At 76.6% G+C, this 25,787-nt stretch carries 23 protein-coding genes; 10 read left to right on the plus strand and 13 right to left on the minus strand.

The features are described 5' to 3' along the window. The 4 genes from KIK08_RS23330 to KIK08_RS23345 all read left to right on the plus strand — a co-directional run. Positions 1 to 1,084: class I adenylate-forming enzyme family protein (locus KIK08_RS23330; RefSeq protein WP_214405372.1), on the plus strand; the 1,084-nt coding region annotated here is incomplete at its 5' end. Between the two features lie 243 nt (positions 1,085 to 1,327). Further along, positions 1,328 to 2,449, plus strand: coding sequence for a thiolase family protein (locus KIK08_RS23335; RefSeq protein ID WP_214405373.1), 1,122 nt, complete (start codon positions 1,328 to 1,330; stop codon positions 2,447 to 2,449). After that, positions 2,446 to 3,120, plus strand: coding sequence for an energy-coupling factor ABC transporter ATP-binding protein (locus KIK08_RS23340; RefSeq protein WP_214405374.1), 675 nt, complete (start codon positions 2,446 to 2,448; stop codon positions 3,118 to 3,120). The genes KIK08_RS23335 and KIK08_RS23340 overlap by 4 nt, the downstream gene beginning before the upstream one ends. Then, positions 3,117 to 3,758 carry an energy-coupling factor transporter transmembrane component T family protein gene (locus tag KIK08_RS23345; protein ID WP_214405375.1) on the plus strand — a complete coding sequence of 214 codons (642 nt, stop codon included), beginning with the start codon at positions 3,117 to 3,119 and terminating at the stop codon, positions 3,756 to 3,758. Before KIK08_RS23340 ends, KIK08_RS23345 begins: the two co-directional genes overlap by 4 nt. Here the strand turns inward: KIK08_RS23345 and KIK08_RS23350 are convergent. Next, the gene (locus KIK08_RS23350) at positions 3,736 to 4,701 is read right to left on the minus strand and encodes a D-2-hydroxyacid dehydrogenase family protein (RefSeq protein ID WP_214405376.1); all 966 of its coding nucleotides are present in this window, start codon (positions 4,699 to 4,701) and stop codon (positions 3,736 to 3,738) included. The genes KIK08_RS23345 and KIK08_RS23350 overlap by 23 nt on opposite strands. Before the next feature lie 99 nt (positions 4,702 to 4,800). Here KIK08_RS23350 and KIK08_RS23355 point away from each other — a divergent pair, with 99 nt between their 5' ends. The 3 genes from KIK08_RS23355 to KIK08_RS23365 are packed head-to-tail and all read left to right on the plus strand — an operon-like array spanning position 4,801 to position 8,746. Further along, positions 4,801 to 5,571: a hypothetical protein gene (locus KIK08_RS23355; protein WP_214405377.1), complete on the plus strand. Its 771-nt coding sequence runs from the start codon at positions 4,801 to 4,803 to the stop codon at positions 5,569 to 5,571. After that, positions 5,568 to 6,521, plus strand: a complete 954-nt coding sequence (locus KIK08_RS23360) for a hypothetical protein (RefSeq protein WP_214405378.1) — start codon at positions 5,568 to 5,570, stop codon at positions 6,519 to 6,521. The genes KIK08_RS23355 and KIK08_RS23360 overlap by 4 nt, the downstream gene beginning before the upstream one ends. Then, positions 6,521 to 8,746 carry a hypothetical protein gene (locus KIK08_RS23365; RefSeq protein WP_214405379.1) on the plus strand — a complete coding sequence of 742 codons (2,226 nt, stop codon included), beginning with the start codon at positions 6,521 to 6,523 and terminating at the stop codon, positions 8,744 to 8,746. Before KIK08_RS23360 ends, KIK08_RS23365 begins: the two co-directional genes overlap by 1 nt. Positions 8,747 to 8,762: 16 nt before the next feature. On the opposite strand, the gene KIK08_RS23370 is transcribed toward KIK08_RS23365, so the two are convergent. The 3 genes from KIK08_RS23370 to KIK08_RS23380 are packed head-to-tail and all read right to left on the minus strand — an operon-like array spanning position 8,763 to position 13,901. Continuing rightward, a complete protein-coding gene (locus tag KIK08_RS23370; protein ID WP_214405380.1) occupies positions 8,763 to 9,731 on the minus strand; it encodes a hypothetical protein in 969 nt (322 codons plus the stop codon). Positions 9,732 to 9,780: 49 nt separating this feature from the next. After that, a complete protein-coding gene (gene fxsT / locus KIK08_RS23375; protein ID WP_214405381.1) occupies positions 9,781 to 13,707 on the minus strand; it encodes an FxSxx-COOH system tetratricopeptide repeat protein in 3,927 nt (1,308 codons plus the stop codon). Further along, on the minus strand, positions 13,704 to 13,901 hold the full coding sequence (locus tag KIK08_RS23380; RefSeq protein ID WP_214405382.1) for a hypothetical protein: 198 nt from the start codon (positions 13,899 to 13,901) through the stop codon (positions 13,704 to 13,706). The genes fxsT and KIK08_RS23380 overlap by 4 nt, the downstream gene beginning before the upstream one ends. Before the next feature lie 155 nt (positions 13,902 to 14,056). Between KIK08_RS23380 and KIK08_RS23385 the strand changes: the two genes are divergently transcribed. Continuing rightward, complete coding sequence (locus KIK08_RS23385; RefSeq protein ID WP_214405383.1) at positions 14,057 to 15,262, plus strand: FxsB family cyclophane-forming radical SAM/SPASM peptide maturase; 1,206 nt, start codon at positions 14,057 to 14,059, stop codon at positions 15,260 to 15,262. 110 nt (positions 15,263 to 15,372) lie between these two features. On the opposite strand, the gene KIK08_RS23390 is transcribed toward KIK08_RS23385, so the two are convergent. The 3 genes from KIK08_RS23390 to KIK08_RS23400 form a co-directional block, all read right to left on the minus strand. Continuing rightward, positions 15,373 to 15,603 carry a hypothetical protein gene (locus tag KIK08_RS23390; protein WP_214405384.1) on the minus strand — a complete coding sequence of 77 codons (231 nt, stop codon included), beginning with the start codon at positions 15,601 to 15,603 and terminating at the stop codon, positions 15,373 to 15,375. 247 nt (positions 15,604 to 15,850) lie between these two features. Further along, a complete protein-coding gene (locus tag KIK08_RS23395; RefSeq protein WP_214405385.1) occupies positions 15,851 to 16,990 on the minus strand; it encodes a serine hydrolase domain-containing protein in 1,140 nt (379 codons plus the stop codon). Positions 16,991 to 17,033: 43 nt separating this feature from the next. Further along, positions 17,034 to 17,630, minus strand: a complete 597-nt coding sequence (locus KIK08_RS23400; RefSeq protein ID WP_308257824.1) for a QsdR family transcriptional regulator — start codon at positions 17,628 to 17,630, stop codon at positions 17,034 to 17,036. Positions 17,631 to 17,833: 203 nt separating this feature from the next. On the opposite strand from KIK08_RS23400, the gene KIK08_RS23405 reads away from it, so the two are divergent. Beyond that, positions 17,834 to 18,088 (plus strand): hypothetical protein, encoded by a 255-nt coding sequence (locus tag KIK08_RS23405; protein WP_214405387.1) that lies wholly within the window; start codon positions 17,834 to 17,836, stop codon positions 18,086 to 18,088. Positions 18,089 to 18,145: 57 nt separating this feature from the next. Beyond that, entirely contained in the window at positions 18,146 to 19,744 is a 1,599-nt protein-coding gene (locus tag KIK08_RS23410; RefSeq protein ID WP_214405388.1) for an FAD-dependent oxidoreductase, read from the plus strand. On the opposite strand, the gene KIK08_RS23415 is transcribed toward KIK08_RS23410, so the two are convergent. The 6 genes from KIK08_RS23415 to KIK08_RS23440 all read right to left on the minus strand — a co-directional run bounded on the left by KIK08_RS23415 (position 19,732) and on the right by KIK08_RS23440 (position 25,340). Continuing rightward, positions 19,732 to 20,349, minus strand: coding sequence for a hypothetical protein (locus KIK08_RS23415; protein WP_214405389.1), 618 nt, complete (start codon positions 20,347 to 20,349; stop codon positions 19,732 to 19,734). The genes KIK08_RS23410 and KIK08_RS23415 overlap by 13 nt on opposite strands. 10 nt (positions 20,350 to 20,359) lie before the next feature. Then, positions 20,360 to 21,370 carry a phenylacetaldoxime dehydratase family protein gene (locus KIK08_RS23420; protein ID WP_214405390.1) on the minus strand — a complete coding sequence of 337 codons (1,011 nt, stop codon included), beginning with the start codon at positions 21,368 to 21,370 and terminating at the stop codon, positions 20,360 to 20,362. Positions 21,371 to 21,476: 106 nt separating this feature from the next. Beyond that, positions 21,477 to 22,586 (minus strand): acyl-CoA dehydrogenase family protein, encoded by a 1,110-nt coding sequence (locus KIK08_RS23425; protein ID WP_214405391.1) that lies wholly within the window; start codon positions 22,584 to 22,586, stop codon positions 21,477 to 21,479. After that, on the minus strand, positions 22,583 to 23,815 hold the full coding sequence (locus KIK08_RS23430) for an acyl-CoA dehydrogenase family protein (RefSeq protein WP_214405392.1): 1,233 nt from the start codon (positions 23,813 to 23,815) through the stop codon (positions 22,583 to 22,585). The genes KIK08_RS23425 and KIK08_RS23430 overlap by 4 nt, the downstream gene beginning before the upstream one ends. A gap of 79 nt (positions 23,816 to 23,894) precedes the next feature. Further along, entirely contained in the window at positions 23,895 to 24,755 is an 861-nt protein-coding gene (locus KIK08_RS23435) for an LLM class flavin-dependent oxidoreductase (RefSeq protein ID WP_214405393.1), read from the minus strand. A 30-nt stretch (positions 24,756 to 24,785) separates the two neighbouring features. Beyond that, on the minus strand, positions 24,786 to 25,340 hold the full coding sequence (locus KIK08_RS23440) for a DUF3558 family protein (RefSeq protein ID WP_214405394.1): 555 nt from the start codon (positions 25,338 to 25,340) through the stop codon (positions 24,786 to 24,788). Positions 25,341 to 25,787 lie beyond the last annotated feature (447 nt).

The following is a 25,787-nucleotide window of genomic DNA, read 5'->3' on the forward strand; positions in this document are numbered from 1 at the left end:
CGTCGAGCCGCGGTGGACGGCCCGCGAACGCGCCGCCGTCCTCGCCGACGCGGCTCCCGACCTGATCGTCACCGGCAGCCCCCCGGTCGCCGACGGGACCGTCGACCCCGTCGGCGACGCCGGCACCGCGTTCTACCTGCCGACCACCTCGGGCAGCAGCGCGCGCCCGAAGGTGCTGATCCGCTCGCGCGCGTCCTGGCTGCGCAGCTTCGCCGCGATCGGCCCGCTGCCCGGACCGGTCCTGGTCCCCGGCCCGCCCAGCTCGTCGCTGTTCCTGTTCGGGGCGCTGCACGCGCTGTGGTGCGGCGCCGAACCCGTGCTACGCCCGCGCCTGCGGCTCGCCGACGCCCGCCGCGCCGGCACCGTCCACCTGGTGCCGGCCCTGCTCGCCGACCTCCTCGACGACGTCGAGCGCACCCCCGGACCCGGGGCGCCGCGGGTCGTCGTCTGCGGCGGCGCCCACCTGCCCGACACCCTGCGCGACCGGTTCGCCCGGCTCCTGCCCGACAGCGAACTCGTCGAGTACTACGGCTCGGCCGAGCACTCCCTGATCGCCGTGCGCCGCCGTGGCGACGCCGAGCTGCGCCCGGTCGACGGCGTCGAGCTGCGGGTCCGCGACGGCGTGCTCTGGGTGCGGTCGCCGCTGGCGTTCGACGGCCACCTGCGCGGCGGCACGGTCGACCCCGCCGCCGCGTGGACGACGGTCGGCGACCGCGCCGACCTGACCCCCACCGGCGGGGTGCGCGTGCACGGCCGCGAGGCGGCGACGATCGCCTGCGGCGGCCGACTGGTGTCGGCCGAGGAGGTCGAGGCGGTGCTGCGCGACGCCCCCGGCGCCCGCGACGTGCTGGTCACCGGCACGCCGCACGCCCGGCTGGGATCGGTGGTGACCGCCGTCGTCGAAGTCGGCCCGACCCTGCGCGCCCTGCGCGACGCCGCCCGCACCGGTCTCGAACCCGCCAAGCGCCCCCGCCGCTGGCTGGTCGTTCCGCACCTGCCGCGCACGGCGTCCGGGAAGCCGGCCAGGGCGCTGGTGGGCGAGCAGTTGGCCGCCGGCACGCTGCGCGCCGACCCGCTGCGCTGACCGTCACGGTGCTTGCGGCGTTCTTGAGGGCCTCCGGCGGCGCCTGTCCCGCCCGTGATCCACAACCCACGTCGCAGACTCCGCCTACCCGTCGCAGAACCCCAGGACCCTGCGACGGGTACGGAAACTCTGCGACGTGGGCCAGACGCCCGGACGGGCAGGCGCCGCCGGAGGCCCCTGGAGAAGCAGGCCCCGACCGGCATCACAGTCCCGCTCCGCCCCCTCCCACCTAGGCTCACGCCCGTGACCCCCGACGACCGCACCCCCGTCGTCGTCGCCGCGCGCCGCACCCCCATCGGCAGCGCGGGCGGGGCGTTGCGGGCGTTCGCCGTCGACGAGCTCGCCGCCCCCGTCCTGCGGGCCGTCGTCGACGACGCGGACGCGTCCGATGTGGACGACGTTCTGCTCGGCAACGTGTTCGGCCCCGGCGGCAACCCGGCTCGGGTCGCGGCGTTGCGCGCGGGGCTCGGCGAGGGCGTCCCCGGCGTCACCGTGGACCGGCAGTGCGCCTCCGGGCTGGCCGCGATCGTGATGGCGGCGACGGCCGTGCGGGCCGGGGAGGGCGAGGTGTTCCTGGCCGGCGGGGTGGAGAGCGCGTCGACGGCGCCGCACCGGGCGTGGCGCACCGACCCGCCGCTGGCCTACACCCGCGCGCCGTTCGCCCCGGCCGAGATGGGCGACCCGGAGATGGGGGTGGCCGCCGACGCGGTCGCGGCGCGGGCCGGGATCTCCCGGGAGCGGCAGGACCGCTTCGCGCTGCGCAGTCACGACCGGGCGCTGCGGGCGCAGCGGGCGGGGCGGTTCGCCGGGGAGGTGGTGACGGTCGGCGGGGTCCGGGTGGACGAGCGGCCGCGCGCGTTCACGCTGGAGCGGCTGGCCCGGTTCCGGCCGGCGTTCACCCCCGGCGGCACGGCGACCGCGGCGAACTCGTGCGGGGTCAACGACGGGGCCGCCGCGGTGCTGGTGGTCAGCGAGCGGGTGCGCCGCGAGCGCGGGCTGCCCGGGCTGCGGCTGGTGGCCTCGGCGACGGGCGCGGTCGACCCGAACCTGCTCGGGCTGGGCGCCGTGCCCGCCATGCAGCGGGTGCTGAAGACGGCCGGTCCGCCGGACGTCGTCGAGTTCAACGAGGCGTTCGCCGGGCAGGCGCTGGCCTGCCTGGACGCCGCCGGCCTCGACGAGCACGCGGCCGGCCCGGACGGCGGGGCCATCGCGTTGGGCCACCCCTGGGGCGCGTCGGGGGCCGTGCTGGTGGTGCGGCTGTTCGCGCGCATCGTGCGCGGGGGCAGCGGTGAGCGCACCGGGCTGGCCGCCCTGTCCGCGGGCGGGGGCGTCGGGGTGGCCACGGCCTGGGAGGTCGTCGCGTGATCGAGTTCGACGGGGTGGGCCACCGCTACGGCGACCGCGTCGTCCTGGCGGACGTGACCCTGCGGCTGCCGCAGAAGCGGGTGGCGTTCGTCGGGGCCAACGGCTCGGGCAAGTCGACCCTGGCCCGCACGATCAACGGGCTGGTGCTGCCGACGTCGGGCCGGGTGCTGGTCGACGGCGTGGACACGGCCCGCCGCGGGGCGCAGGTGCGCCGCCGGGTCGGGTTCGTGTTCACCGACCCCGACAGCCAGATCGTCATGCCGACCGCGGGGGAGGACGTGGCGTTCTCCCTGCGCCGGGCCGGGCTGAGCCGCGCGGAGCGGGCCCGGCGGGCCGGCGAGGTGCTGGCCGAGCACGGCCTGGCCGGGTACGCCGACCACCCCGCCCACCAGCTCTCCGGCGGCCAGAAGCAGCTGCTCGCGCTGTGCGGGATGCTCGCGCTCGACCCCGACGTGCTCGTGTGCGACGAACCGACGACGCTGCTCGACCTGCGCAACAAGCGCCGCTTCGTCGACCTGCTCGCCGGCCTGCGCCAGCAGGTCGTGCTGGTGACCCACGACCTCGACCTGCTCGACGGCTTCGAGCGGGTCGTCGTGGTCGACGGCGGCCGGGTCGTCGCCGACGACGAGCCGGCCCCGGCGCTGCGGCACTACCGGGCCCTCGCCGGATGAACCCGCTCGGTCTCTACGAGCCCGGCACCGGGCCGCTGCACCGGGCGGCCGCGGGGCCGAAGCTCGTCGGGGTGATGGTGGTGGTCACGCTGGCGGTCGTGCTCGGCGAGCCGGCGGCGCTGGCGGTCCTGTGCGCCGTCGTCGCGGTCGGCTACGCGGTGGCGTGGGTGCCGCCGCGGCGGGTGTGGCGGCTGCTGCGCACCGCCCTCCCGCTGCTCGCGCTGATCTTCGCGGTGCAGGCGCTGCTGCTGGGCCCGCTCCCCGCCACGACCGCCACCCTGCGGCTGGCCGTCGCGATCGGCGTGGCCACCCTGTTCACGCTCACCACCCGCGTCGACGCCGTGGTCACCGCGGTCGAGCGCGGGCTGCGCCCGCTGCGCCGCTTCGGGGTGCGCCCCGAGCGGGTCGGGCTGCTGGTCGGGCTGACCGTGGCGGCCGTCGGCACGCTGGCCGGGATCGCCGCGGAGGTGCGGGCCGCGGCCAGGGCGCGGGGCGCGGAGCGCTCGGTCGTCGCGTTCGCCGCGCCGTTCCTGGTGCGGACCCTGCGCCACGCCGACCGGTTGGGCGAGGCGCTGACCGCGCGGGGGTGGGGCGACGAGCCCGACGAGCCGGGCGTCAGCGCAGCGCGTCGGGGTTGACCACGTTCGTCGGCTCCCCCGCCGCGTACGCCACGACCTGCGCGAACACATCGCGGAACTGGCCTTCGAGGTCCTCGCGCGTCACATACCCGATGTGCGGCGTGGCGATCACGTCCGGGCGGGCCAGGAGGGGGTCGGTCGCGGTGGGCTCGTCGTCGAACACGTCGACCGCCGCGCCACCGGGCCGGCCGGCGTCCAGCGCCGCGACCAGCGCCCCCGGCTCGACCAGCCCGGCCCGGCTGGTGTTGACGAACAGCGCGTCCGGGCGCATCGCGGCCAGGTCGGCGGCGGTGACGGCGCCCCGGGTGGCCTCGACCAGGCGCAGGTGCACGCTGAGCACGTCGGAGCCGGCGAAGAAGGCCGCGCGGCTCTCCGGCACGCGCCGCCCGTCCCCGGCGGCGCGGGCGCGGGCGGCCTCGCTGCCCCAGACCAGCACGTCCATCCCGAACGCGTCGCCGTAGCCGGCCACCACGCGGCCGATCCTGCCGTAGCCGTAGACGCCGAGCGTCCGCCCGCGCAGCGTGCGGCCCACGCCCGCCTGCCACGACCCGGCCCGCAGCGACGCCTGCTGGGCGGGGATCTGCCGGGCGGCGGCCAGGACCAGGCCCCAGGTGAGCTCGGCGGTGGCGTGGGACGGTCCGACCGCGCCGGTCCGCGAGCTGAGCAGCACGCCGTGGCGCGTGCACGCCTCGACGTCGACGTGCGGGTAGGCGCCGCTCTGGCTGATCAGCCGCAGCCCGGGCAGCCGGTCGAGCAGCGCGGCGGTGATCGCGGTGCGCTCCCGGATGAGGACGAGCGCCTCGGCGCCGGCCAGCCGCTCGGCCAGCGCGTCGACGTCGCGGACGTGCTCGGTGAGGACCGTGACGTCGTGCCCGTCGAGCAGGCCGAAGCAGTCCAGCCCGCGCAGCGCGTCGGTGTAGTCGTCGAGGATGGTCACCCGCACCGGGTGATCGTAGGGGGCCGGCGGTGCCCCCGCGGTCACCGTCGGTCAGACTGTCGGCGGCCGTGACCTCCTACCGGCGCGGCCGGCGACGGTGTCGGGGTGAACGAGCACGTGGGAGTGGGCGCGCGGGGGTCGGCGGTGGTGGCCGTCGCCGTACTGGTGCTGTCCGGTTGCGCCGGCTCGCCCGACCCGGGCACCGACGAGGACGTGGCGTTCTGCCTGTCCCGACCGCAGCGCCAGAAGCTCGCCGACGCCGCCGAGGCGCTCGGGATCGCCCGCGCCGGCGCGGCGCCGGGCACGTTCCTCGTCGAGGGCGCCGAGGTGCCGGCCGCGACGTGGCGCGCCGACAACCCCGAGCAGTTCGAGCGGGCGTGCGCGGCGATCAAGCCCGAAGGCCCGGCGTCGGAGTGGACGACCGGCCTGATCGCCTCGGTGAACGTGCTGGTCGGCGCGCTGCTCGCGCTCGGGACCAGCTGGCTGACCACGCGCTCGGCGCGGCGCAGGCAGGCGGGCGATGCGCTGCGCGCCGCGGCCGGGCGGTTCGTGCGCTCGGTCGAGGCCTTCGTCCTGGTCCGCACGAAGGGCACCACCGACGGCCCGACGGTGGCCGCCCTGCTCGACCAGGTCGGCGCGCTGGACGCGGCGGCGTGGCACGCCGGGTCGCTGCGCAGGCCCGGCGCCGCCGACCCCACCCTGCTGGCGCTGGACGCCGTCTCGGCCGCGATCGCCGGGCCGTGGCCCGACCGCCGCGACGAGGTCACCGCGCACGGGCGGGAGGTCGCCGACGCGGCCGACCGGGTCCGCACCGAGGCGACCGCGCTCGCCGACGCGCTGGAGCGGCCGTGGCGGCGTCCCGGGAGCGGCGCGTGACGGTCGCCAACCCGTTCGTCCCGCCCGGCGACGACCCCTACGCCGACGGCCCGCTCGACCCGGACCTGCACGCCGGCTGGTTCGTCGACGACGTGGGCGGGCACGGCGCCCGGCTGGCCGACTTCGCCCAGCAGCTGCACGTGCCCGGGATCGCCCGCCGCGGCCGGCTGGTGGTCGTCGAGGGACCGGAGCGCAGCGGGAAGACGACGCTGGTCAACCGGTGCGTGCAGCTGGTCCGCGAGCGCACCCCGCGGGGGACGGTGCTCAGCACGCTCGACCTGCGCAGCGTGTCGCACACCAAGCCGGACGGCGCCCTGCGCTCCGGGCACGAGATGCGCTGGACGGTGTGCCGGCACGCGCTGGAGGAGGCGTCCTGGCTGACCGACGAGCAGCGGACCCGGGGCGCGGACATGCTGGAGCGGCCCTCGGTCGAGGAGTGCGACCCCGGCCTGGTCTACCGGTTCATGCGCCGCAACCTCGTCGAGGACCGGATCGCGGTCGTCCTGCTGCCCACCGGCCCGGCCGACATCGACGCCGCCAACCTGGAGACCTACGACGGCTGGATGGGGCCCGGGATGCTCTTCTTCGCCGAGCGGACCACCACCCCCGGCTCGATGCCGCTGGTGCGCCGCCCGCCGCGGCCCGACAGCCTGCCACTGCTCAGCCTGCCGCTGCGCCACCTCGAACCCGGGGAGGCCTGGACGGTCGTCGAGCGCAGGCTGAGCGCGATCCCGCCGGGCAGCGGGCTGCCCCGGGTCACCGAGGAGACCCTGCGCCGGATCGAGGGCCTCAACCGCGACGACCAGCACACCATCGGGTGGGTGGTGGCGCTGTTCCGCCGGTTGTACGGGCGCCGGATCAGTGGTCGCTCCGAGTTCGACGGACTACCCTTCATAGAGTTCCCGGAGGTAACCGACCTGCTCGCGCGACGTGAACCCGAGGCGCCCTAGTGGACGACCAGCTGGTGGACGACCAGGACGACGGCCGGTCCGACCCGGCGGCTCCGGCGGGGCCGCCGACCATCGACACGCCCGCCGTGCGCACCGCCCGCCAGCTCCTCGACGACCACCTCCGGGCCCGCCCGGTGGCCGCGGGCGCGCTGGTCCCGGGGTCGGTGATCGGGCTGTCCGGGCCGCCGGGGGCCGGCAAGACGCACCTGGCGCGGCTGCTGGCCGCGCAGACGAACGAGTTCGGCCCGGGCGAGTCGGGCATCCCGGCGCGCGCGGTGCACCTGAACGTCGCCGGGATGGACGCCGACCAGCTGCACGCGGCGTTCGTCGGGGCGCTGCCCCGCTCCGAGGTGGTGGCCTGCGTGCGCGGCTACCACGCCGACCTGGTCTCCGGCGCGATCACCGACGAGCAGGTCGCCGCCCGCACCAACGAGTTCCTGCGCACCCCCGACCAGACCGCCACCGAGCGCGACGCCCACCTCACCGAGCTGGGCCTGTCCCCCGCCGTGCTGCTGGAGCGGTTGTCGACGATCCTCGTCGAGGTCGTCGGCGACAGCGACTACGCGGCCGCGCTCGTGCTGCTGCTGCGCGACGGGCTCGACACCGCGGCCTGGGCCTGGCTGCGCGGCGAACCGCCGGCCGGGGTGCTGCGCGAGCGCGGCATCACCGCGCCCGCCCCCGGCGGCCTCGACGCGCTGGGCGTCTTCGCCCGGCTCTACGGCCGCCAGGGCGCCCGGCTGGTGCTGCTGCTCGACGACGTCGACCAGCTCGACTTCGACCCGGGCCACGACCGGCAGGTCCGGGCGCTGCGCCGCGCCCTGGAGCAGCTGCGCGTCGCCGGCACGCTGGTGTACCTGACCGGCAGCGCCGAGGCGCTCGACGAGCTGGAGATCGGCCCGTACCGGCGCACCGGCACCCGCATCGAGCTGACCGGCTTCGACGGCGCGGCGGCCGCCCGGTTCCTGCGGGCCCGCTCGGGCTCGGGCACGCTCTCCCCGTTCTCCGCCGACGCCGTCGAGCGGATCGTCGACCTCACCGACGGCAACCCGCGCATGCTCGGCGACTTCACCGACCGGTTGCGCCGCGAGGCCGCCCAGACCGGCCGCGAGGTCACCGAGGACCGCGTCCTCGACGACGCCCGCAGCTGGTTCGCCGTGGCCGACCGCTCCCGGGTGGTCGCGACCATCCGGCGGGTCCTGGAGAACCACCTGTGGGACTTCCGGGTCGACCACGTCGCCTCCATCGACGACGGGGGCCGGCTCGACTTCTGGATCCCGGTGGCCGGCCCGGAGCAGGCCGGCGTCGGCATCCTGATCGCCGACGCCGTGGTCGACCCGGCCGACGTGCAGCGCCTGGTCGCGACGTCGGAGACGCTCGACCGGCACAGCGTGCGCGCGCAGGTCCAGGTCGTGGTCACCGGGGCGGCCAGCGCCGTGCACGCGGCGCGCATCCAGCAGGCGTTCGGGCGCGCGCCGCTGTCGTTCGCCTCGGAGACCTTCGACGACGACCTCGCGGCCGCGGTCAAGACGATGCTGCACGCCTTCGACGACGCCGACGACGCCGATCCGATCGCCGGGCTGCGCGACTGGATCGACCGCATCGACCGCCAGCAGACCCGCACCCTCGACCTGGTCGACCGGGTCGCGGCGGGCGTCGACTCGCTGCGCGGCCAGCAGCCGCCACCCGGGTGGACGGGCGAGGCCCGACGGCCCTCCGCCCGCGGCGCCGACGACCCGCTCCCCCAGCCGGTCCGCACGGTGTTCGCCAGGGCCGTCGACGACATCGTCGCGCTCGGCAGCCCGGAGGGCACCGGTCGCGGGCTGTTCCTCGCCGACGACCGCGGCCAGGAGGTCCTGGCCGGGCTGCGCCGCATCGGCCGCGTCGACCACCTCGCCATGCGGGCGCTGGGCACGGTCTCGATGGTGCTGGCCGTGGTGCAGGAGTTCCGGTCCGCCGTGCGCGAGTGGGCCCGCACGGTCGACCGGGAGTGGGCGCTCGTCCCGGCCTCGCCGGGGCGCCGCGAGCTCGACCGGCTCTGCGCGCGCTACGAGGAGGCGGTCGACGTGCTGCCGCTGCTCGAACTGCACAACCTGCCCCGACCGGCGCGCCGCGGCGGCTCCGGCCGCATCCGCCCGGCCCGGGTGGAGATCGACGCGGCGAACCGGCAGATCCGCGACCTGGGGCGGGCGGTGCGGGAGGCCGCCGAGCGGTCCCCGATCACCTGAGGGCGGCGCTCAGCGCTCAGCCGCCGTCGCGCAGCGCGCCGACGAGCGCGTCGATGGCCTCCTCGGCCGCCGCCACCCGCTCCTGGTCGACCGTGACGGCGACCAGGTGCTCGCGCGGGCCGAGCCGCTGCACCAGCAGCGCCCCCTGCTCCATGTCGAGGACGAGGCGGTCGAGCGGGCCGCCCAGCGGCGCCCTGGCCAGGCGGTCCAGCCGCCCGGTCAGGGCCACGACCTCGGCGGCGAAGCCCTCGTAGAACCGGCGCCTGGCCGGCACGCTCATCAGCCGGAAGTGCCGGGCCAGCCGGCGGTCGGCCAGCCGGTCGGCGGTGAAGACCACCGCCTCGTCGCGGACGTGGCCGAGCCACTGCAGCACCGCGCCATCGACGGCGGCCGCGGTCCGCTCGAACAGCGGTCCCGCGGGGTCCCCGGCCGTGGTCAGGGCGCTCTCGTCGGCCGTCCCGTTGGGCCCCGCACTGGGCGTGACCGGGTGCTCGCCCTCGCGGCGGGCGGCCAGCCCGCCCGGGTTCTGGCTGCGCAGCCCCAGGTCCGCGCGCAGCCGGTCGACCAGCTCGACCATCGCCCGGTCGGCCGCGTTGACCCGCTGCGGGCCGGCGTCGTGCACGAACCCGACGACGTGCTGGCCGGGCACCACCGACAGGCAGAAGGCGCCACCGCGCCGGGTCCGCACGGCCATCCGCACCAGCCGGCCGGAGCGGACCGGCTCCAGGCGCCGGTCCTGCTCGGCGAACAGGATGCTCAGCAGCCGCCCGGCGTTGTGGAACGCCTCGCGCCGCCGCCCGCTCGACCCGGCGTCGAGGGTGTCGCACTCCAGGTCGGGTACCCCACCGACCAGCTGGCCCAGCCAGCGCGGGGCGTCGGGCCCGGCCAGCGCGGCGCGCAGCCGGTCCTCGACCTCGTCCAGCCCCGCCGGCTCGGCACCGGTGCGGCGCACCCTGACCTCACGCGGGCCCCCCTCGACGGTCACAGCGCCTCCCCCGGTTCCCCGCCCGATCCACCGACACACCCGCCCCGCATCACGTGGGCGGCAGGTCGATGTCCAGCTCCCGCCAGCTCTCCGCGGACGCCGCCGCGGCCACCCCGACCAGGTCGGCGGCCGCCCGGTTGTCCGCGACGGCGCCCGCCACCGGGTGGCCCGGGGGAAGGTAGTGCCGGCACAGCTCGTCCGTCGACCCCAGCAGCTGGCGCGCCTCGGCCGTGCGGCCCTGCAGGGCCAACGCCCTGACCAGCCCCGACTGCGCGGCCAGCAGCCACGGGTGCACGTCGTCCACGGCCGCGCCCAGCTCCGCGACGGCCCGCCGGCCGGTGGCCACCGCCTTGTCGAGCTCGCCGGCGGCCAACTGCACGAGGGCCTGGTTGGCCAGCGCGACGCCGACGAACGGGTGGGCGTCGCCGACGGCGAGCGCGGAGAACCCGCGCACCGCGCGGGCGGCCAGCGCCGTCGCCTCCTTGGCCCGCCCCGCCGAGGCCAGGTCGACGGCCTGGCCCATCAGCGCGCCCAGCATCTCCTGGTGGTCGGGCCCCAGCAGCGCGTGCAGCGCGGTCAGCTGCCTCTCCGCTTCCTCGATCACGTCGCGCGGGGAGCGCCGGTGCGCCCGGCGCAGGGTGACCGCCAGCGCCCGCTTCACCCGGATCCGTTCCAGCTGCTCGGCCGGCGCCCCGGACTCGCCGGCCAGGTCGAGCGCGTGCTCCAGGCCCAGCAGGGCCTGCTCGAAGTCGCCGGTCTCGCGCAGGTAGAAGCCCAGGCTGCGCAGCGACTCGCGGTACCAGGGGTGGGTCGGGCCCAGCACGCGCTCCCGGTGGGCGTGGCAGCGCCGGTGCAGGGCCAGCGCCTCGCTCTGGCGGCCGTTGAGGAACCGGGTGTGGGCCAGGTTGTAGCCCTTGGCCAGGGTCAGCGGGTGGTCCTCGCCGAACGTGTCGCGCAGCTCCGCCCACACCGTCTCGGCCTCGGGCAGCGCCTCGTCGAAGCGGCCGAGGCGCAGCACGTCGCCGGCGACCGCGCCGGCCGAGTGCACGGCTCGCGGGTGCGCCGGCCCCAGCGCCCGGCGGACCTCGGTGAGCACGCCCATGTCGACCCGGCGCGCCTCCTCGGTGCGGTTGAGCGAGAACAGCAGCCCGCCACGGCGGTCGGCCAGCCGGCAGCGCAGCGGGTCGTCCGCGCCGAAGCGCTCCAGCCAGCGCCGCTCGACGGCCGTGGCCATGTTCAGCGCCGACTCCCACGACACCGGCTCACCGGTCGCGTAGACGTGCCCGATCTGCTCGACGACCCAGCGCCGCACGTTCCAGGCGGGGCTGCCGGGCTCGTCGGGGGCCCCGAGGTAGCGCACCAGGCCGGACCGCTCGGCGGCCTCCGGCGCCCCGCTGGCCACCAGGTGGCGCTCCAGCTCGGCCATCACCGCGGGCTCGGCCTCCGGGCGCAGCGGCGCGTGGTCGGACAGCGCCCACAGCACGTCGGCCTGCCGGCTCAGCATCACCTCCGGGTCGGTGAGCTCGCGCATCGCGCCCTGCAGCACACGGTGCATCCGCACCGACGACGGCGCCGCCCACTCCACGGTGAACAGCCCGAACCGGGCCCCCGCGGCCAGGACGCGGTCGAGCACCCACTCGTCCTCGAACAGCACGCGCCCGGCCGGCCCGGCGCTGCCGGCGAGCCGGTTGACGAACGCGCGGTGCCCGACCAGGCCCATGTCGATGCCGTCGGCGGACAGGTGGGTGCACATCTGGGCCAGCCGCACGGCGAGCCTGCCGACGTCGTCGCGGGCCAGGGCGGCGCAGGCGACACCCAGGATGCGGGCGGCGACCCCGAGCCCCGGCCGGCCCAGCTCGGGCGGCAGCGGCTCGGGCGGGGCGTCGGCGACGAGCGCGTCGTGCAGGTTGTCGACCGCGTCGCGGCGGGCCACGACGGCATCGACCTGCAACTGCTGCATGCGGGCCACCGCGTCGCGCAGGCAGGCGGCGGCCAGCATCAGCGGGATCGGCAGGCCGCCGACCATCTCGACCACCCGCGCCGCGTCGGCGTCGGTCAGGCCGGGGACGCCGAGCGCCTCGTCGCGCAGGATCGCCGCGCCCGCTGCGGTCGGGAGCCGGTCGACCTCGATCGTGCGGCCGCTGCTGGGCCGGTAGCCGCTGGTCGTCGTGACGAGCACATCGGCCACCCCGTTGAGCGGGATGTCGGTGAGCGCGCCGCTGAGCACGTTGTCGAAGACGACCAGCCAGCGCTGCCCGCCGTGCCCGGAGCGCAGGTGGTCGAGCGCGGCCTCGGAGCCGCCGCGGGGCGTGGGCCAGCCCTGCTCGCGGGCGAGGTCGGCCAGCGCCGCCCGCGCGGACCGGGCGTCCTGCGCGGGCGCCCAGAGCACGCCGGAGTAGTCGCGGGCGAACCGGCGCGCGTACTCGGCGGCCACCCCGCTCTTGCCCACGCCCGGCTCCCCGACCAGCACCAGCGGGCCCTCCGGCGCGCCCGGGCCCGAGCCCTCGATCGGCGCGAACGCGTCGCGGATGCGTTCGAGCAGGTCGTCGCGCCCGACGAAGCGCCGGTCGCGGCCCGGGACGCGCAGCGGCCGCCCGGCGTACGGGACGGCGCCGTCGCGGTCGACGGCGTGGCCGACGAACAGGTCGAGCCCGCCCAGCAGCTCGGCGCGGCGGTCCTCCGGCGGGAGCCGGGCCAGGTCGACGCGGCGGCGCCCGCGCAGCAGCCCGGCCGGAACCGACTCGACGACGACCGCCACCACCGCCGGCCCGGTGTCGCCGTGCCCGGCCAGGGCGTCGAGCAGCCGGTCGTCGCCGGCGAGCCGCGGCGAGGCCACGGCGACCACCGTGTCGCGCGGGCCGGGCCCGGCCTCCCCCGCCCCGGGGTAGCGGCGGGTGGGCACGCCGGCGTCGCGCAGCAGGCCGGCGATCCGATCGGCCCACGAGCGGTCGGGCGGGGCGTAGGCCAGCCAGTAGGTGCCCGCGTCGGCGGCGGCGCCCAGCACGTTGCCGAAGTGGGCGCGCAGCCGCTCGGGCAGCGCCGGCACGTCCTCGCCGCCGGCCACCAGCTCGGCGATGCGGCGCCGGTCGCGCCCGGCGGGGCCGTCGGCGTCGACCAGGACGGTGAGCGCGTCGCCGGAGGCCGACTCCACGCCGTAGGCCATCGTCACCGCCGCGACATCGGGCCCGATCACCCGCGGCCGGGTCAGGTCGGCCAGCAGGCGCGCGGTCAGCTCCCGGCCGCTGCCCCGGCGCACGGTGCCGCTGCCGCCGAGGTCGATCGCGGCGACCACCATCTCCAGGTCGTACGGGCGGCGGGTGAGCAGGTCGGTCGCGGCGCGCTGGGCCAGGTCGAGGGCGTCGGGCACCGCGGCCACCGTGACCACGACGGCGTCGGCGACCCCCGCGACCAGCTCGACGCCGCTGGCCGCGCCCGGCCGGGGGCCGTGCAGCAGGACGTGGTCGTACGGGCAGCCCACCCGCAGCGCGCCGGCCAGCTGCTGGATCTGGCGGTCGAGCTGCCCGTCCGAGGCCCGCCCGGCGCCCGGGCCGGCCGGGTCGGCCAGCGCGGCCACGTCGAGCACGCCCGGCACGGCGTGCATCCGGTGGCGCCACCACGCGCCGTAGCGCTCCGCGTCGCCGAGGTCGTCGAACCGGTCGACCGCGTCGAGCGGGTCGACGCTGTCGAAGCGGTCGGCGCCGTCGAACGGGTCGACCCCCCGCGGTGTGCCGAACGTGCGCCGCAGCGCCTCGCGCACCGGCGCGGCCAGCTCACCGACCGGCAGCCTGCGTGCCGGCACGCGGCGCAGGCACGAGCGCACCCCCGCCTCGCCCAGCGACCAGTCGAGGACCAGCACGGCGCGCCCGGCCCCGGCCAGCAGCAGGGCGACGTCGGCGACCAGCGAGGACGACGGCACGGCCGAGGACACCGGCAGGAACGTGGTGAACCGCGCCGGCGCACCGGTCGGCCCGGTCATTCCATGGCCCGCTGGTACTTCGCGCCGGTGGCCGGCGGGAGGTCGCGCTCGCGGCGGGCGCGGCGCAGCGCCTCGCCCAGGGCCGTGCGCGGCAGCGCGGTCAGCAGGTCGTCCAGGTCGGAGGCGTCGACCCGCACGTCGGGCGGCGGACCGGCTGGGGGTGCCGGCGGCGCGGCGGACGTCCTCGGCCTCACGCCGTGAGCTTAACCGCACCCACGGTGAGAGCCCCGCGTCCGTATCCGGTTCCCCGTCCGGAGCGCCTGCTTTAGAGTGAGGGTCCACGTCACAGGCGGTGAGCGCACCTCCACGGGACCGTAACCCGTCGGGTCACCGCCGGAGTCGGAGCGCCGTGCACGAGCAGTCGCGACCGGCGCCGCACCCGTTCCACCAGTTCCTGCTCAAGGTGCACAGCCGCTGCGACCTCGCCTGCGACTACTGCTACGTCTACACGCTGGGCGACCGCAGCTGGGCCGACCGGCCCGCCGTCATGTCGCGGCGCACGGTCGACCAGGCCGCCGACCGCATCGCCGAGCACGTACGCGCGCACACGCTCCCCGCGGTGGGCGTCGCCCTGCACGGCGGCGAGCCCCTGCTGGCCGGCCTCGACGAGATCGAGCACTGCGTGCGCACCATCCGCCGCGCCGCCGGGCACCTCACCGACCTGCGCTTCGGCGTGCAGACCAACGCCGTGCGGCTCGACCCCGCCGGCGTCGCCCGGCTCCGCGCCCTGGACGTGCGGATCGGCGTCAGCCTCGACGGCGACGCCGCCGCCCACGACCGCCACCGCAGGCGCCGCTCCGGGACCGGCACGCACGCCGCCGTCTCCGCCGCCCTCGACGAGCTCCGGCGCCCGGAGAACGCCCCCGCCTACGCCGGCCTGCTGTGCACCGTCGACCTCGCCAACGACCCGGTCACCACCTACGAGGCCCTGATCGCGCACGACCCGCCGCAGGTCGACTTCCTGCTGCCGGAGGGCAACTGGTCGGCGCCGCCCCCCGGGCGCGTCCCCGGCTCCCCCGACACCCCCTACGGCGACTGGCTGTGCCGCGCCTTCGACCGCTGGTACGACCACCCCGTCCGGGAGACCTCCGTCCGGCTCTTCGACGACATCCTCAACCTGCTGCTGGGCGGCCGGGCCACGGTCACCGGCACCGGCCTGCTCCCGTCCGCGTCGATCGTCGTGCAGACCGACGGCGCCATCGACGTCTGCGACGCCCTCACCGCCACCCTCCCCGGCGCCGGCGCCACCGGCCTCACCGTCGCCGATGACCCGTTCGACGCCGCGCTGGGGCACCCGCTGGTCCGCGAGCGCCAGGCCGGCGCCGCCGGGCTCTCCGACACCTGCCGGGCCTGCGCGATCGTCGAGGTCTGCGGCGGTGGGGCGCACACCCAGCGCTGGCGCGCGGACTCGGGTTTCGCCAACCCGAGCGTCTACTGCCCGGACCTGTACCGGCTGATCACGCACGTGCGGGGCCGGCTGGTCGCCGATGTCGAGCGGCTGCGGGCTGAGCGATCAGCACCCTCGGCCGAGGGGGCCGACCGAGAGTCGCATTGATCGCGAAGGAGCCCGGGGCTCGCAGCGCACACCCCCCAAGGCCCCGGCCGTCAGGACGAAAGCGGCTCTCGTCCAACCGGATCGGACGAGAGCCGCGCTCGTCCCGCCCGTTACTCGCCGGGCCGCAGGAACGGGATCCGGCGCAGCTCCGAGCGGGTGAGCGCGAGCTGGTGGGCGACCTCGGCCGCGATCAGCTCGGCGTGCAGGTCGGTCGGCTCGGAGGAGGCCAGCGACCGGTGCCGGGCGACGATGGACTCGAGGGCGTCGAGCAGCCGGTCGCCGATCGCGTCGCGGCGCTCGGACCTGGACGGTCGGGGAGGGGGCGTGGACAGGACGGTCACGGAGGGCTCCGATGGGAGGTGGGACGAGGGTGGTTGGACGCTGCGGCGTCAGCGACAGGCCTCGTCGAACGCGCTCTCCCGGCGGGACGGCCAGAAGCGCTCCAGGTGCGAGCGCAGGGCGGCCATGTCCCCATGATGGCGAGCCGCCCCCGCGATCGCAACGCAGTTGCGCCCCCCACCCGTCGAGAACGACGTTGCCGTGATCAACGGGCCCTGTGGATCACGACAACGTCGTTCTCGACGGCGATCAGGCCAGGGCCTCGTAGATCGCCGCGGTGTACGCCGCGCTCCGCGGCGAGCCGATGATCCCCGCGGCCATGCTGTTCATCGTGTAGGAGATCGTCACCCGCCGGTCGAGGTCCATGATGATCATGGATCCGCCCCAGCCGCCCCAGAAGCAGATCCGGCCGTCGGGGATCCAGGGCAGGGTGTCGGCCTGGGGCAGGCCGTAGCCGATGCCCCAGCGCAGCGGCACGCCGAGGACCAGGTCGACGCCGTGAGCCTGCTCGTCGAAGATCAGGTCGATGGTGTCCTGGCCGAGCAGCCGCACCCCGTCCACCGAGCCGCCGAGGCTGATCGCGGACAGCATCCGCGCCACCGAGCGGGCGTTGCCGTGGCCGTTGAGCCCCCCCATGTCCGCGTGCCGCCAGGCCGGGGTGTTGGCGTACTCCGCGGCTACCGCGGGGCCGGTGAAGGTCTTGTAGACCGGGCTGTCCGTGCCCGCGGCCTCCAGGTCGAAGGGCGCCGGGGGCGGCGGGACGACCTCGGCGATGCGGTCCCAGTCGGACTCGACGGCCCCGATCTGGAAGTCCGCGCCCAGCGGGCCGGCGATCTCCTCGGCGACGAACTGCCCGAACGGCTTCCCGGAGACGCGCCGGACCACCTCGCCGATGAGGTGGCCGAAGTTGGCGGCGTGGTAGCCGGACGCGGTGCCCGGCTCCCACCAGGGCGCCTGGGAGGCGAAACGGGCGGTCGACTTGTCCCAGTCGTAGAGGTCCTCCATCGCGGCCGGATGCTCGAGGCCCGAGACGCCGGAGGTGTGCGACAGCAGGTGGCGCACCAGCACACCGTCCTTGCCGTTGGCCGCGAACTCCGGCCAGTACCGGGCCACCGGCGCGTGCACGTCGAGCTGCCCGCGGTCGACCAGCATCAGCGCGGCCAGGCTGGTCACGGTCTTGGTCGTCGACCAGACGTTGGTGATCGTGTGCTCGTCCCAGGCGACGGTGCGCGCGGCGTCGCGGTGGCCGCCCCACAGGTCGACGACGACCTCCCCGTCGATGTCCAGCACCAGCGACGCGCCCAGCTCCTCGCCGGAGTCGATGTTGTCCTGCAGCGCCGCGCGCGCTGCGCGGAAGCGGTCGTCGCAGGTGCCCTGCAGCTCGGCCATGATCGGTTCTCCTCGTCGAGTGATCGGGACGGGTGGTCGGGGGTCAGGCGCGTTCGGACCCGCGCAGCAGCGCGGCGATGGCCAGCCCGGCCGTGGCCGCGTCCGGCGGGTCGCCGGTGATGAGGTCGGCGTAGATGAACGACTCGGCGATCCGCACGACCAGGTAGGCCAGGTCGTGCAGCTCCAGCGCGGGGTCGAGGTGCCCGCGGTCGCGCTCCTGCTCCAGCAGCCGCTCGAAGGACGCGACGACGTGCTGCTGCAGCGGGCTGGCCTTCGTGGTGATCAGCCGCAGCGCGCGCTCGGTCTCGCGGCGCAGGAACGTCCGGTAGTACGGCGCGTCGATCAGCGCCTGGGAGAACAGCCGCACGATCCGGCCGATCCGCTCCGGCCCGACGCCCCCGGCGGCCGCGGCGGCGTCGCGCAGGGTGGGGTCGGCCAGCGAGGTCAGCACGGCGACGAGCAGCTGGTCGCGGTTGCCGACCCAGCGGAACAGGGTGGTCCGGTCGACCCCGAGGTCGGCGGCGAGTGCCTGCACGTCGATGCGGTCGCCGGCCATGAAGGTGCGGCGGGCGAGGCGCAGCGCCGTGGCGGCGCCCGGGCGGGCGTCCGTGATCGCGTCGCTGTGACCGGACCCACTCACGCCGTGCACCATATGCACTGAGCGTTGCAACAGACAAGAGAAACGTTGCGTGGCCGGGTGGTCACGCCTCGGGCGATGATCACTCGTTCGGGCCATCAGCAGGTCGCACAACGCGCCCGAGCACCACTACCAACGGACGATCACACCCGATCGGCCCACCACCCGGTCACCGGGAGGTAACGACCACCCGCGAAGATGCAACGGTGGCGTTCCTGTTCACCTCCCGCGGGCTCTTCCTCCTCACCGCCCTCACCGCCGTGCTGTCGGCGTGGGCGCTGTCCGAGCGGTCGGAACTGGCCATCCCGCTGAGCGTCCTCTTCGTGCTCGCCGCGTTCGGGTGGAGCCTGTCGCGCGTGCACGAGGAGGCGGCCGGCTCCCCGATCCCCGCCGGCGGCGTCTGCGCGGGCTGCCGCGCCGGCTGCGTCGAGTGCCGCGAACGGATCGACCGGCCGGCCTGACCAGGCGGGCTCCGAAACCTGCACGACCCCGGCCGGGTCGCCCGCCAGGATGAGCGCGTGGACGACGATCGGAGCATCCCCGCCGAGACGGACGTGGTCGTGGTCGGCTCGGGCGCGGCCGGGCTGAGCGCCGCACTGGCGGCGGCCGTCGGCGGCGCCCGGGTGCTGCTGCTGGAGGCCCAGGACCGCTGGGGCGGCACCACCGGGGTGTCCGGGGGCCAGGCATGGGTGCCCGGCCACCACCTCGGTCCGGCCGAGGACCCCGAGGACGTGCTGGCCTACCTGCTGGCCCACACCGGCGGGCGCGACCCCGAACTGCTGCGGGCGTTCGTGTTCGCGGCGCCGCGGATGGCGGCGTTCGTGCAGGCGCACTCCCCCATCCGCTGGCAGGTGATGGGCGCGGCCGACTCCTTCGCCGACGGGCGGAGCGGGCGCAACATCGACGTCGCCCCCGTCGCCACCGGCGAGCTGGGGCCGTGGGAGGAGATCGGTTGGCCGCCGCCGTACCCGCCGCTGCTCACCAACGCCGAGGTCGAGCGCCTCGGGCTGATGATCGGCGGCGAGCTCCCGCACGACCTGCTCTCCGGGCGGGCCGCCGCCGGTCGGGTGGCGCTCGGCGCGGGGCTCGTCGTGGGGCTGCTGCACGGCTGCCGCGACGCCGGCGTCGCCCTGCACCGCGGTCGCCGCGTCACCGGCCTGCTCACCCGCCCGGACGGCGGCGTAGGCGGCGTGCGTACCGCTGACGGCGACGTCCGGGCGGCCCGCGGCGTGGTGCTGGCCTGCGGCGGGTTCGAGCACGACGCCCGGCTGCGCCCCGACCTGCTCGGCGCCGCCGTCGCCCACCCGGTGTCCCCGCCGGTCGGCACCGGCGACGCGCTGCGCATGGCCATGGCGGCGGGGGCCGCGCCCGCGCACCTCGCCGAGAGCTGGTCGTGGCCCGTGCTCGCCGATCCCTACGCCCTCTGGCCCGGCAGCGACGTCCCCCGCCCGCAACTGGTGATCGCCGAACGCATGCTGCCCCGGGTGATCTGGGTGAACCGCGACGGGCGCCGGTTCGTCGACGAGTCCAGCCACAACTGCGCGCTCGCCCTCGCCGAGACCGACCCGGCCACCGGCACGCCGCGCAACCTGCCGGCCTGGGCGGTCGTCGACGCCGGGTACCGCGAGCGCTACCCGCTGGCCGGCGCCGCGCCCGGCGCGCCGCTGCCGCCGTGGGTGCGCACCGCCGACACCCTCGACGAGCTGGCCGAGCTCGCCGGCATCGATCCCGCCGGCCTGGTGGAGACCGTCGCCCGCTTCAACGCCACCGCGGCGGAGGGCGTCGATCCCGAGTTCGGCCGCGGCGCCACCCCCTACGACCGCCTCGGCGGCGACCCCACCGCGCCGCACCCCAACCTCGGGCCGCTCGACCGCGGGCCGTTCCACGCCGTGCTCGTGCACGCCGGGCTGGTCGGGACGAAGGGCGGGCCGCGCACCGACGCCTCGGCGCGGGTGCTCGACTGGGACGGCCAGCCCGTCCCCGGCCTCCACGCCGCCGGCAACGCCATGGCCGCGCCGATCGGCCCGGGCACGGTCTCCCCCGGTGCGACCATCGGATCGGCGCTGACCTGGGGCTGGATCGCCGGCACCGAACTGGGGGCCGCTCAGCCGTGGTAGTCGACGACGACGACGCGGTCGGCGTGGCCCTCGCGCATCCGCGCCGACAGGGTGTCGGCCAGCTCGCGGCGCATCCCCGCGGTGTCCCGCTCGACGCGGATGCGCGTGCCGTCGAAGCGCTCCATCAGCACCGCCCGCTCGCTGCCGTGCACCATGATCGCGAACGGGACGGCCTCGTCCGGCACGTCGGAGATGCGCACCAGCACGTCGAGCGCGTCGAGCACGTCGCCGTGGTGGCGGGGCCATTCGGTGGGCCAGGCCAGCATCTCGCCGCGGCCGTCGCAGCCGTTGCAGGTGAACGCGGGGTCGGCGGCGCGGCGCTCGCGGCCGACCTCGTCGTCGCGCCGGCCGGTGCCGGCGCACCACCGGCAGCTCCGCGTGAGGGCCGGGTCGTCGGCGGGCCGGTAGCCCGACAGCACGCCGGTCCAGCGCCCGCCGATCTGGAACCAGTCCCACAGCCCGTCCGGGTTGTACCAGTGCGCCTCGCCGTCCTCGCCCGCGAGCAGCTCGACCTCGCGGCGGACGTCGTAGGGGGCCAGCGCCTCGGCCACCAGCCGGTCGACGTCGCCGTCGCCGGGGATGACCGCCAGTGCGTAGAAGTGCATGCCGGTGGGGTCAGTCGGGGGCCGCGGCCAGCAGGCCGGTGCGCGGGTGGCAGTCGACGTACTCGAACCACTGCTCGTCCGGCTTCGCCACGGCCACCTCGTGGTAGAGCCGCAGCTCCAGGGCGTCGCGGCGGGCCGCGGCCAGCCGGCCGAACGCGCTGAAGATCGCCAGGTGGGTCGGGTGGGACTCGGCCCAGCGCTCCAGGTCGGCCATGCTGCGCCACCAGCCTGCGCCGTAGCTGCGGGCGGCCGGCCGCCCGGCGCGGTCGACGACGCGCAGGTAGCGGTTGGCCAGGCAGCCCAGCCCGCGGCCGCGGTCGCGCAGGAAGTCCATGCCCTCGCGCAGGGCCGGCTCGATCACCTCCAGGTAGGCCCGGCGCTCGTCGCCGCCGCTGTCGGACCAGTCCTGCCCGGAACGGATCAGGCAGACGCTGCCGCGCGGGCGGACGCGGGCCCGGTCGCCGCGCCGCTCGACGTCCACCGGCCCGGGGTCGTGCAGCGGGTCGTTCTGCGAGGCCGGCATCCGGTCGCGCATGGCGCCCCAGTAGCCGTGCTCGCGCACCGGCCCGCTGAACCCGGCGGCCAGCACGGCCACCCCCTCCGGCCGGCTGCGCCGCCCGAAGATCGTCTCGTAGCGCTCGACCGCCGGGCGGACCACCTCGACCCAGCGGCCGTCGCCCGCCCCGCCGGACAGCCACGGCTCGCGGTGGCGGGTGAACCAGCGGTCGAACGCGGCGGGGTCGTCCCAGTAGCCCACGGCGACGATGTCGCGCGGGCCGCCCGGCTCCGGCCAGGCCGGCACGGCCAGGTCGTGGTGGCGGGGCCCGTCCGGGGCGCTCATCGCCGCGTCCAGCCAGGCGGGTGCGCGGCCCTCCTGGGTGCCCAGGTACGCCATCACCAGCCGCTTCACCGAGGTGCGGTGCCGGGCGACGAACGAGGGGAACCACGGCTCGTAGTCGTCGGGCACCCGCGGGTGCCGGGTGCGCGGCACGCTCAGCTGCGGGGGTATGGCGGACTCCACGGGGCCTCCTCGCAGCGCTGCCGGCACGGACGACCGAGACTGCCACCCCGCCCGCGACGGCGCGAGAGGGGCGGCCGGACGGAAGGCCGGAACCCGGAGGGGTCGGTCAGATCCCCAGCCGGTCGGCGAGTCGGGCGCGGTGCGCGGACGGCGGCCCGAACAACAGCTGCGCGCTCTTGGCCCGCTTGTAGTACAGGTGCGCGTCGTGCTCCCAGGTGTAGCCGATGCCGCCGTGGTACTGGACCATCGCGTTGCCCGCCTCGAAGCACGCCGGCCCGATGTAGGTCCGGGCCAGCGCGGCGGCCAGCGGCAGCCCGGCGCGGTCGTGGTCGGCGGTCCAGGCCGCGTGGCGCAGCACCGACAGCGAGTGCTCCCACGCCGAGTAGACGTCGGCCAGGCCGTGCTTGACCGCCTGGTACGAGCCGATCGGCCGGCCGAACTGCACCCGCACCTTGGCGTAGTCCACGGTCAGCTCCAGCGCGCGCTGCATGACGCCCACCTGCTCGGCGGCCAGCGCGACGGCCGCCAGGTCGGCGACCAGGTCCAGCGCCGCGCCCGGGTCGGCCGAGACCAGCCGGCGGGCCGGGGTGGCCGCGAAGGCCAGCCGGGCGAACCGGCGGGTGGGGTCCAGGCCGGTCAGCGCGGTGCGGGTGAGCCCGTCGGCGGCGGCGTCCACGGCGAACCAGCCGGGACCGTCCGGCGTGCCCGCCAGGACCAGCACGACGTCGGCGACCATCCCGGCCAGCACCGGGGTCTTCGTGCCGTCGAGCCGCCAGCCGCCGTCGCGCTCGGTCGCCGTGGTGGCGCCGCCGGTGCGGTCCCAGGGGCCGCCGCCCTCGGCCACGGCGACCGTGGCGACCTTCTCGCCGCCGGCCAGCGCGGGCAGCAGCTCGGCCCGCGCGGCGTCGTCGTCCAGGGCGAGCAGGGCGTCGGTCGCCAGCACGGCCGAGGCGAAGAACGGGGTCGGCGTGACCGCGCGGCCCAGCTCCTCCAGCACCACCGCCCGCTCGACGTGCCCGGCGCCCGCGCCGCCGAAGTCCTCCGGCACGACCAGCCCGAGCAGGCCCAGGTCGGCCAGCGACTTCCACAGCCCCGGGTCGTCGCCGCGCTCGGACGCCATCACCTCGCGCACGGTGGCCGGGGACGAGCGGTCGGCCAGCAGCCGCCGGACCGCGGAGCGCAGGTCCTCCTGCTCGGCGTCGAGCACCAGCTTCATCGCGCGCCCCCCTGCGTCCCCACCTTGAGCTGCCGGAACGGGATGTCCCGGTCGACCTGCGGCTCCTTGGGCAGCCCGAGGATCCGCTCACCGATGATGTTGTGCTGCACCTCGTTGGTGCCGCCGGCGATGCTGGAGGCCGGCGCCGAGTTGATCCCCTGCGCCACGTCGGCGCTCAGCGCGTCGTCGGGGTCCCAGGCCACCACGTCGGCGCCGGCCAGCTCACCGACCACCGCGATGGCCCGGCGCAGCTGCAGCGCCCCGGCCAACTTCGCCACCGACCCGCGGGCCCCGGGCGGGCGCCCGGCCTGCGTCTCCTGGCGCATCCGGGCGTTGAGCAGCTGCAGGGCGCGCTCGTGGGCGTAGAGCTCGGCGAGCCGCTCGCGGTTGGCCGGGTCGGCGGTGGCGCCCTCGCGGCGGGCGAGCGCGAGCACCGCGTCGAAGCCCAGCGAGTTGCTGCGCGACGGGCGCGACGCCCCGATCGACACGCGCTCGTGGCCGAGCATCGTCACCGCGGCCTGCCAGCCCCGGCCCACCTCGCCGATCACGGGGCTGATGGCACCGTCGGCCGGGAGGTGCACGTCGTCGAAGTAGACCTCGTTGAACGGCGACTTGCCCGACATGTCGCGCAGCGGGCGGACCGTGACGCCGGGCGCGTGCATGTCGACGATGAACATGGTGATGCCGGCGTGCTTGACCTGGTCGGGGTCGGTGCGGGCGAGCACCGCGCCGAAGTCGGCCCACTGCGCGTTGGTCGTCCAGACCTTCTGGCCGTTGAGCACCCAGCCGTCGTCGGTGCGCTCGGCCCTGGACTGCAGGCTGGCGACGTCCGAGCCGGCGCCCGGCTCGGAGAACAGCTGGCACCACACCTCGTCGCCGCGCAGGAGCTTGGGCAGGTAGCGCTGCTTCTGCTCGGGCGTGCCCAGGTCGACCAGGGTCGGCCCGCACATGCCCATGCCGATCGTCAGCGGGTAGGTCGGCAGGTCGTAGTCGGCCGCCTCCTCGGAGAACACCTGCTGCTCGGCCGGGCCCAGCCCCTGCCCGCCGACCTCCTTCGGCCAGGTGATGCCGGCGAACCCCGCCTCGAACAGCGCCGCCTGGTACTCCTTGGCGATCCGGAGCACCTCGGCGGGCGGCAGGCCCGCGGTCGGCGGCGGCACGTGCGCGCCCAACCACTCCCGGACCCGGCTCCGGTACTCGCCGGAGCCCTTCTCGTCGACGACGGTCATGCGCGACGTCCTCCCACGGTGTCGAGCGGCAACCCCCGTGGAACTTACTGATCGATCGTCCGGTAGGCGAGGGTCGGCGTCAGGTCTGCAGGTCGCCCACCGCCGCGGCCAGCGCGCCCAGCTCGTCGTCCCAGCTGCCGCGGGCGTCGACCGGGCGCAGCACGAACTTCGAGATGCCCCGCTCGACGAACTCCTCGACCCGCCGGCGCACGGCGTCGAGACCGACGGGCAGCAGGTCGCGCGGGTCGACGTCGCGCGCCTTCGTGCGGGCGGCGATGGCCGCGATGCGCGCGCCGTCGGGATCGGCGTGGGCGTAGCCGATGCTCATCCCGAAGTGCTCGGGGTCGACCTCCCGGCCCGCCGCCGCGGCCGCCTCGTCGATCACCCGCTTCGCCTCGACCGCCTCCTCGACCGTGCAGAACGCGCCCAGCCAGCCGTCGCCGTAGCGGCCGCAGCGGCGCAGCGACGCCGGCGCGATGCCGGCCAGCCACGGCTCCAGCGGCTCCTGCACCGGGCGCGGCTCGACCCGGATGCCGTCGACCTCCTCGCCCGCCCACCACCGGCGCAGCTTGGGCAGCGCCTCGTCCATCGCCCGCCCGCGCTCGGCCACCGGCACGCCTATGGCCTCGCGCTCGACGCCCTGCGCGAGCCCGGGCACGAACGCCAGCAGCAGCCGCCCGCCGATGAGGTGGTCGAGCGTCGCCAGCGACTTCGCCAGCCGCACCGGGTTGCGCCCCGGCAGCACCAGCGTCGCCCCCAGCCGCTTGCGCGGGTACGCGCCGGCCAGGGACGCCAGCGTCAGCAACGGGTCGGGGGCGGGCGAGGTGAGCACCTCCGACACCCACAGCGAGTCGAACCCGTGGTGGTCGACGGCGGCCAGCGCCGCCCCCGCGCCCTCGTCGGACGCCTGGCCGAGACCGATGCCGATGCGAACCTTCACGGCCCCATCGTGCCCCGGGCGGCCGCGATGTCAGAGCTTCCCGCGGATGACCTGCGCGAACTCGACCGCCTTCGCCTCGTCGTCGCCGCCGCCCAGGTCCTCGGTCACCACCTGCAGGAAGCAGTCGCGGTCGCCGGCCACGAACTCGATCCCCCCACCGGGGCCCTCGCGCATACCGTCGCCGAGCGAACGCTCCTCGCCCAGGAACGTCTCCCACGGCGGCAGCTGCCCGCCCGGCGCCGTCCCCGGCTGGCCGATCTCCACCGTCACCGAGTGGTACGTCTCCTGGTTCTCCCACGCGCAGCTGTTGCCGTTGATCGCGTCACTCGCGACGCCCTGCACGCCCGACCCCACCAGCGCCTCCACGTCGGCCGCGGGCAGCAGCGCGCACACGTCGAGGCTCTCCTGCGGCGCCCCGCCCTCGACGATGTCCTCGGCCTGCTCCTGCGCCTCGACCAGCCCACCGGGCGCCGCCGGGCTGCCGCCCACCGGTGCCGGGGAGCCGGTGACGGTCGAACTGCACCCGGCGAGGAGCGCGGCCGCGAGGGCCAGCGGGACGAACACCCTGGACAGGGTGGAACGCATGAGGTCCTCCTGCGGACGGCCGCGCGATGAAGATATGTGATGGATCACTCGCTCGACCCGCCGGATTCGCAACACGCCGAGACGAAAGCGCAACCGCCGCTCCCCCCGACCCCGACCCCGACCCCGTCCCCGTCCCCGTCCCCGCAGATCCAGCCGCTCCACCCCGAGCGCGTCCTCGCAGACCCAGCAGCCCCGCACAGCACCGACTGCGTCCTCGCAACCCGCCGGCGCGCTGCGCCACCACAGCCCACGCTGCGAGCCCCACCCCACCCTGCGAACCCGGCCCCGCCCTGCGGGCTCCCGGCGCCGCAAGCCCGGCCCGGCGCGTCCTCGCAGACCCAGGTGCGCCGCGCAGGGCCGGGTGAGTCGTCGCAGCCCGCCGGCGCGCTGCAACACCACCGCCCGCGCTGCAACACCACCGCCCGCGCTGCAACACCACCGCCCGCG

Source organism: Pseudonocardia lacus (assembly GCF_018531445.1).
GTDB classification, from domain to species: Bacteria; Actinomycetota; Actinomycetes; order Mycobacteriales; family Pseudonocardiaceae; genus Pseudonocardia; species Pseudonocardia lacus.

Excerpts from the sequence above, each read along its gene's own strand:
- KIK08_RS23415 (WP_214405389.1), bottom strand. The coding sequence starts at position 20,349 with ATGCACTTCTACGCACTGGCGGTCATCCCCGGCGACGGCGACGTCGAC.
- KIK08_RS23430 (WP_214405392.1), bottom strand. The coding sequence starts at position 23,815 with ATGACCGTCGTCGACGAGAAGGGCTCCGGCGAGTACCGGAGCCGGGTC.
- KIK08_RS23440 (WP_214405394.1), bottom strand. The coding sequence starts at position 25,340 with ATGCGTTCCACCCTGTCCAGGGTGTTCGTCCCGCTGGCCCTCGCGGCC.
- fxsT (WP_214405381.1), bottom strand. The coding sequence starts at position 13,707 with ATGACCGGGCCGACCGGTGCGCCGGCGCGGTTCACCACGTTCCTGCCG.
- KIK08_RS23425 (WP_214405391.1), bottom strand. The coding sequence starts at position 22,586 with ATGAAGCTGGTGCTCGACGCCGAGCAGGAGGACCTGCGCTCCGCGGTC.
- KIK08_RS23345 (WP_214405375.1), top strand. The coding sequence starts at position 3,117 with ATGAACCCGCTCGGTCTCTACGAGCCCGGCACCGGGCCGCTGCACCGG.
- KIK08_RS23395 (WP_214405385.1), bottom strand. The coding sequence starts at position 16,990 with ATGGCCGAGCTGCAGGGCACCTGCGACGACCGCTTCCGCGCAGCGCGC.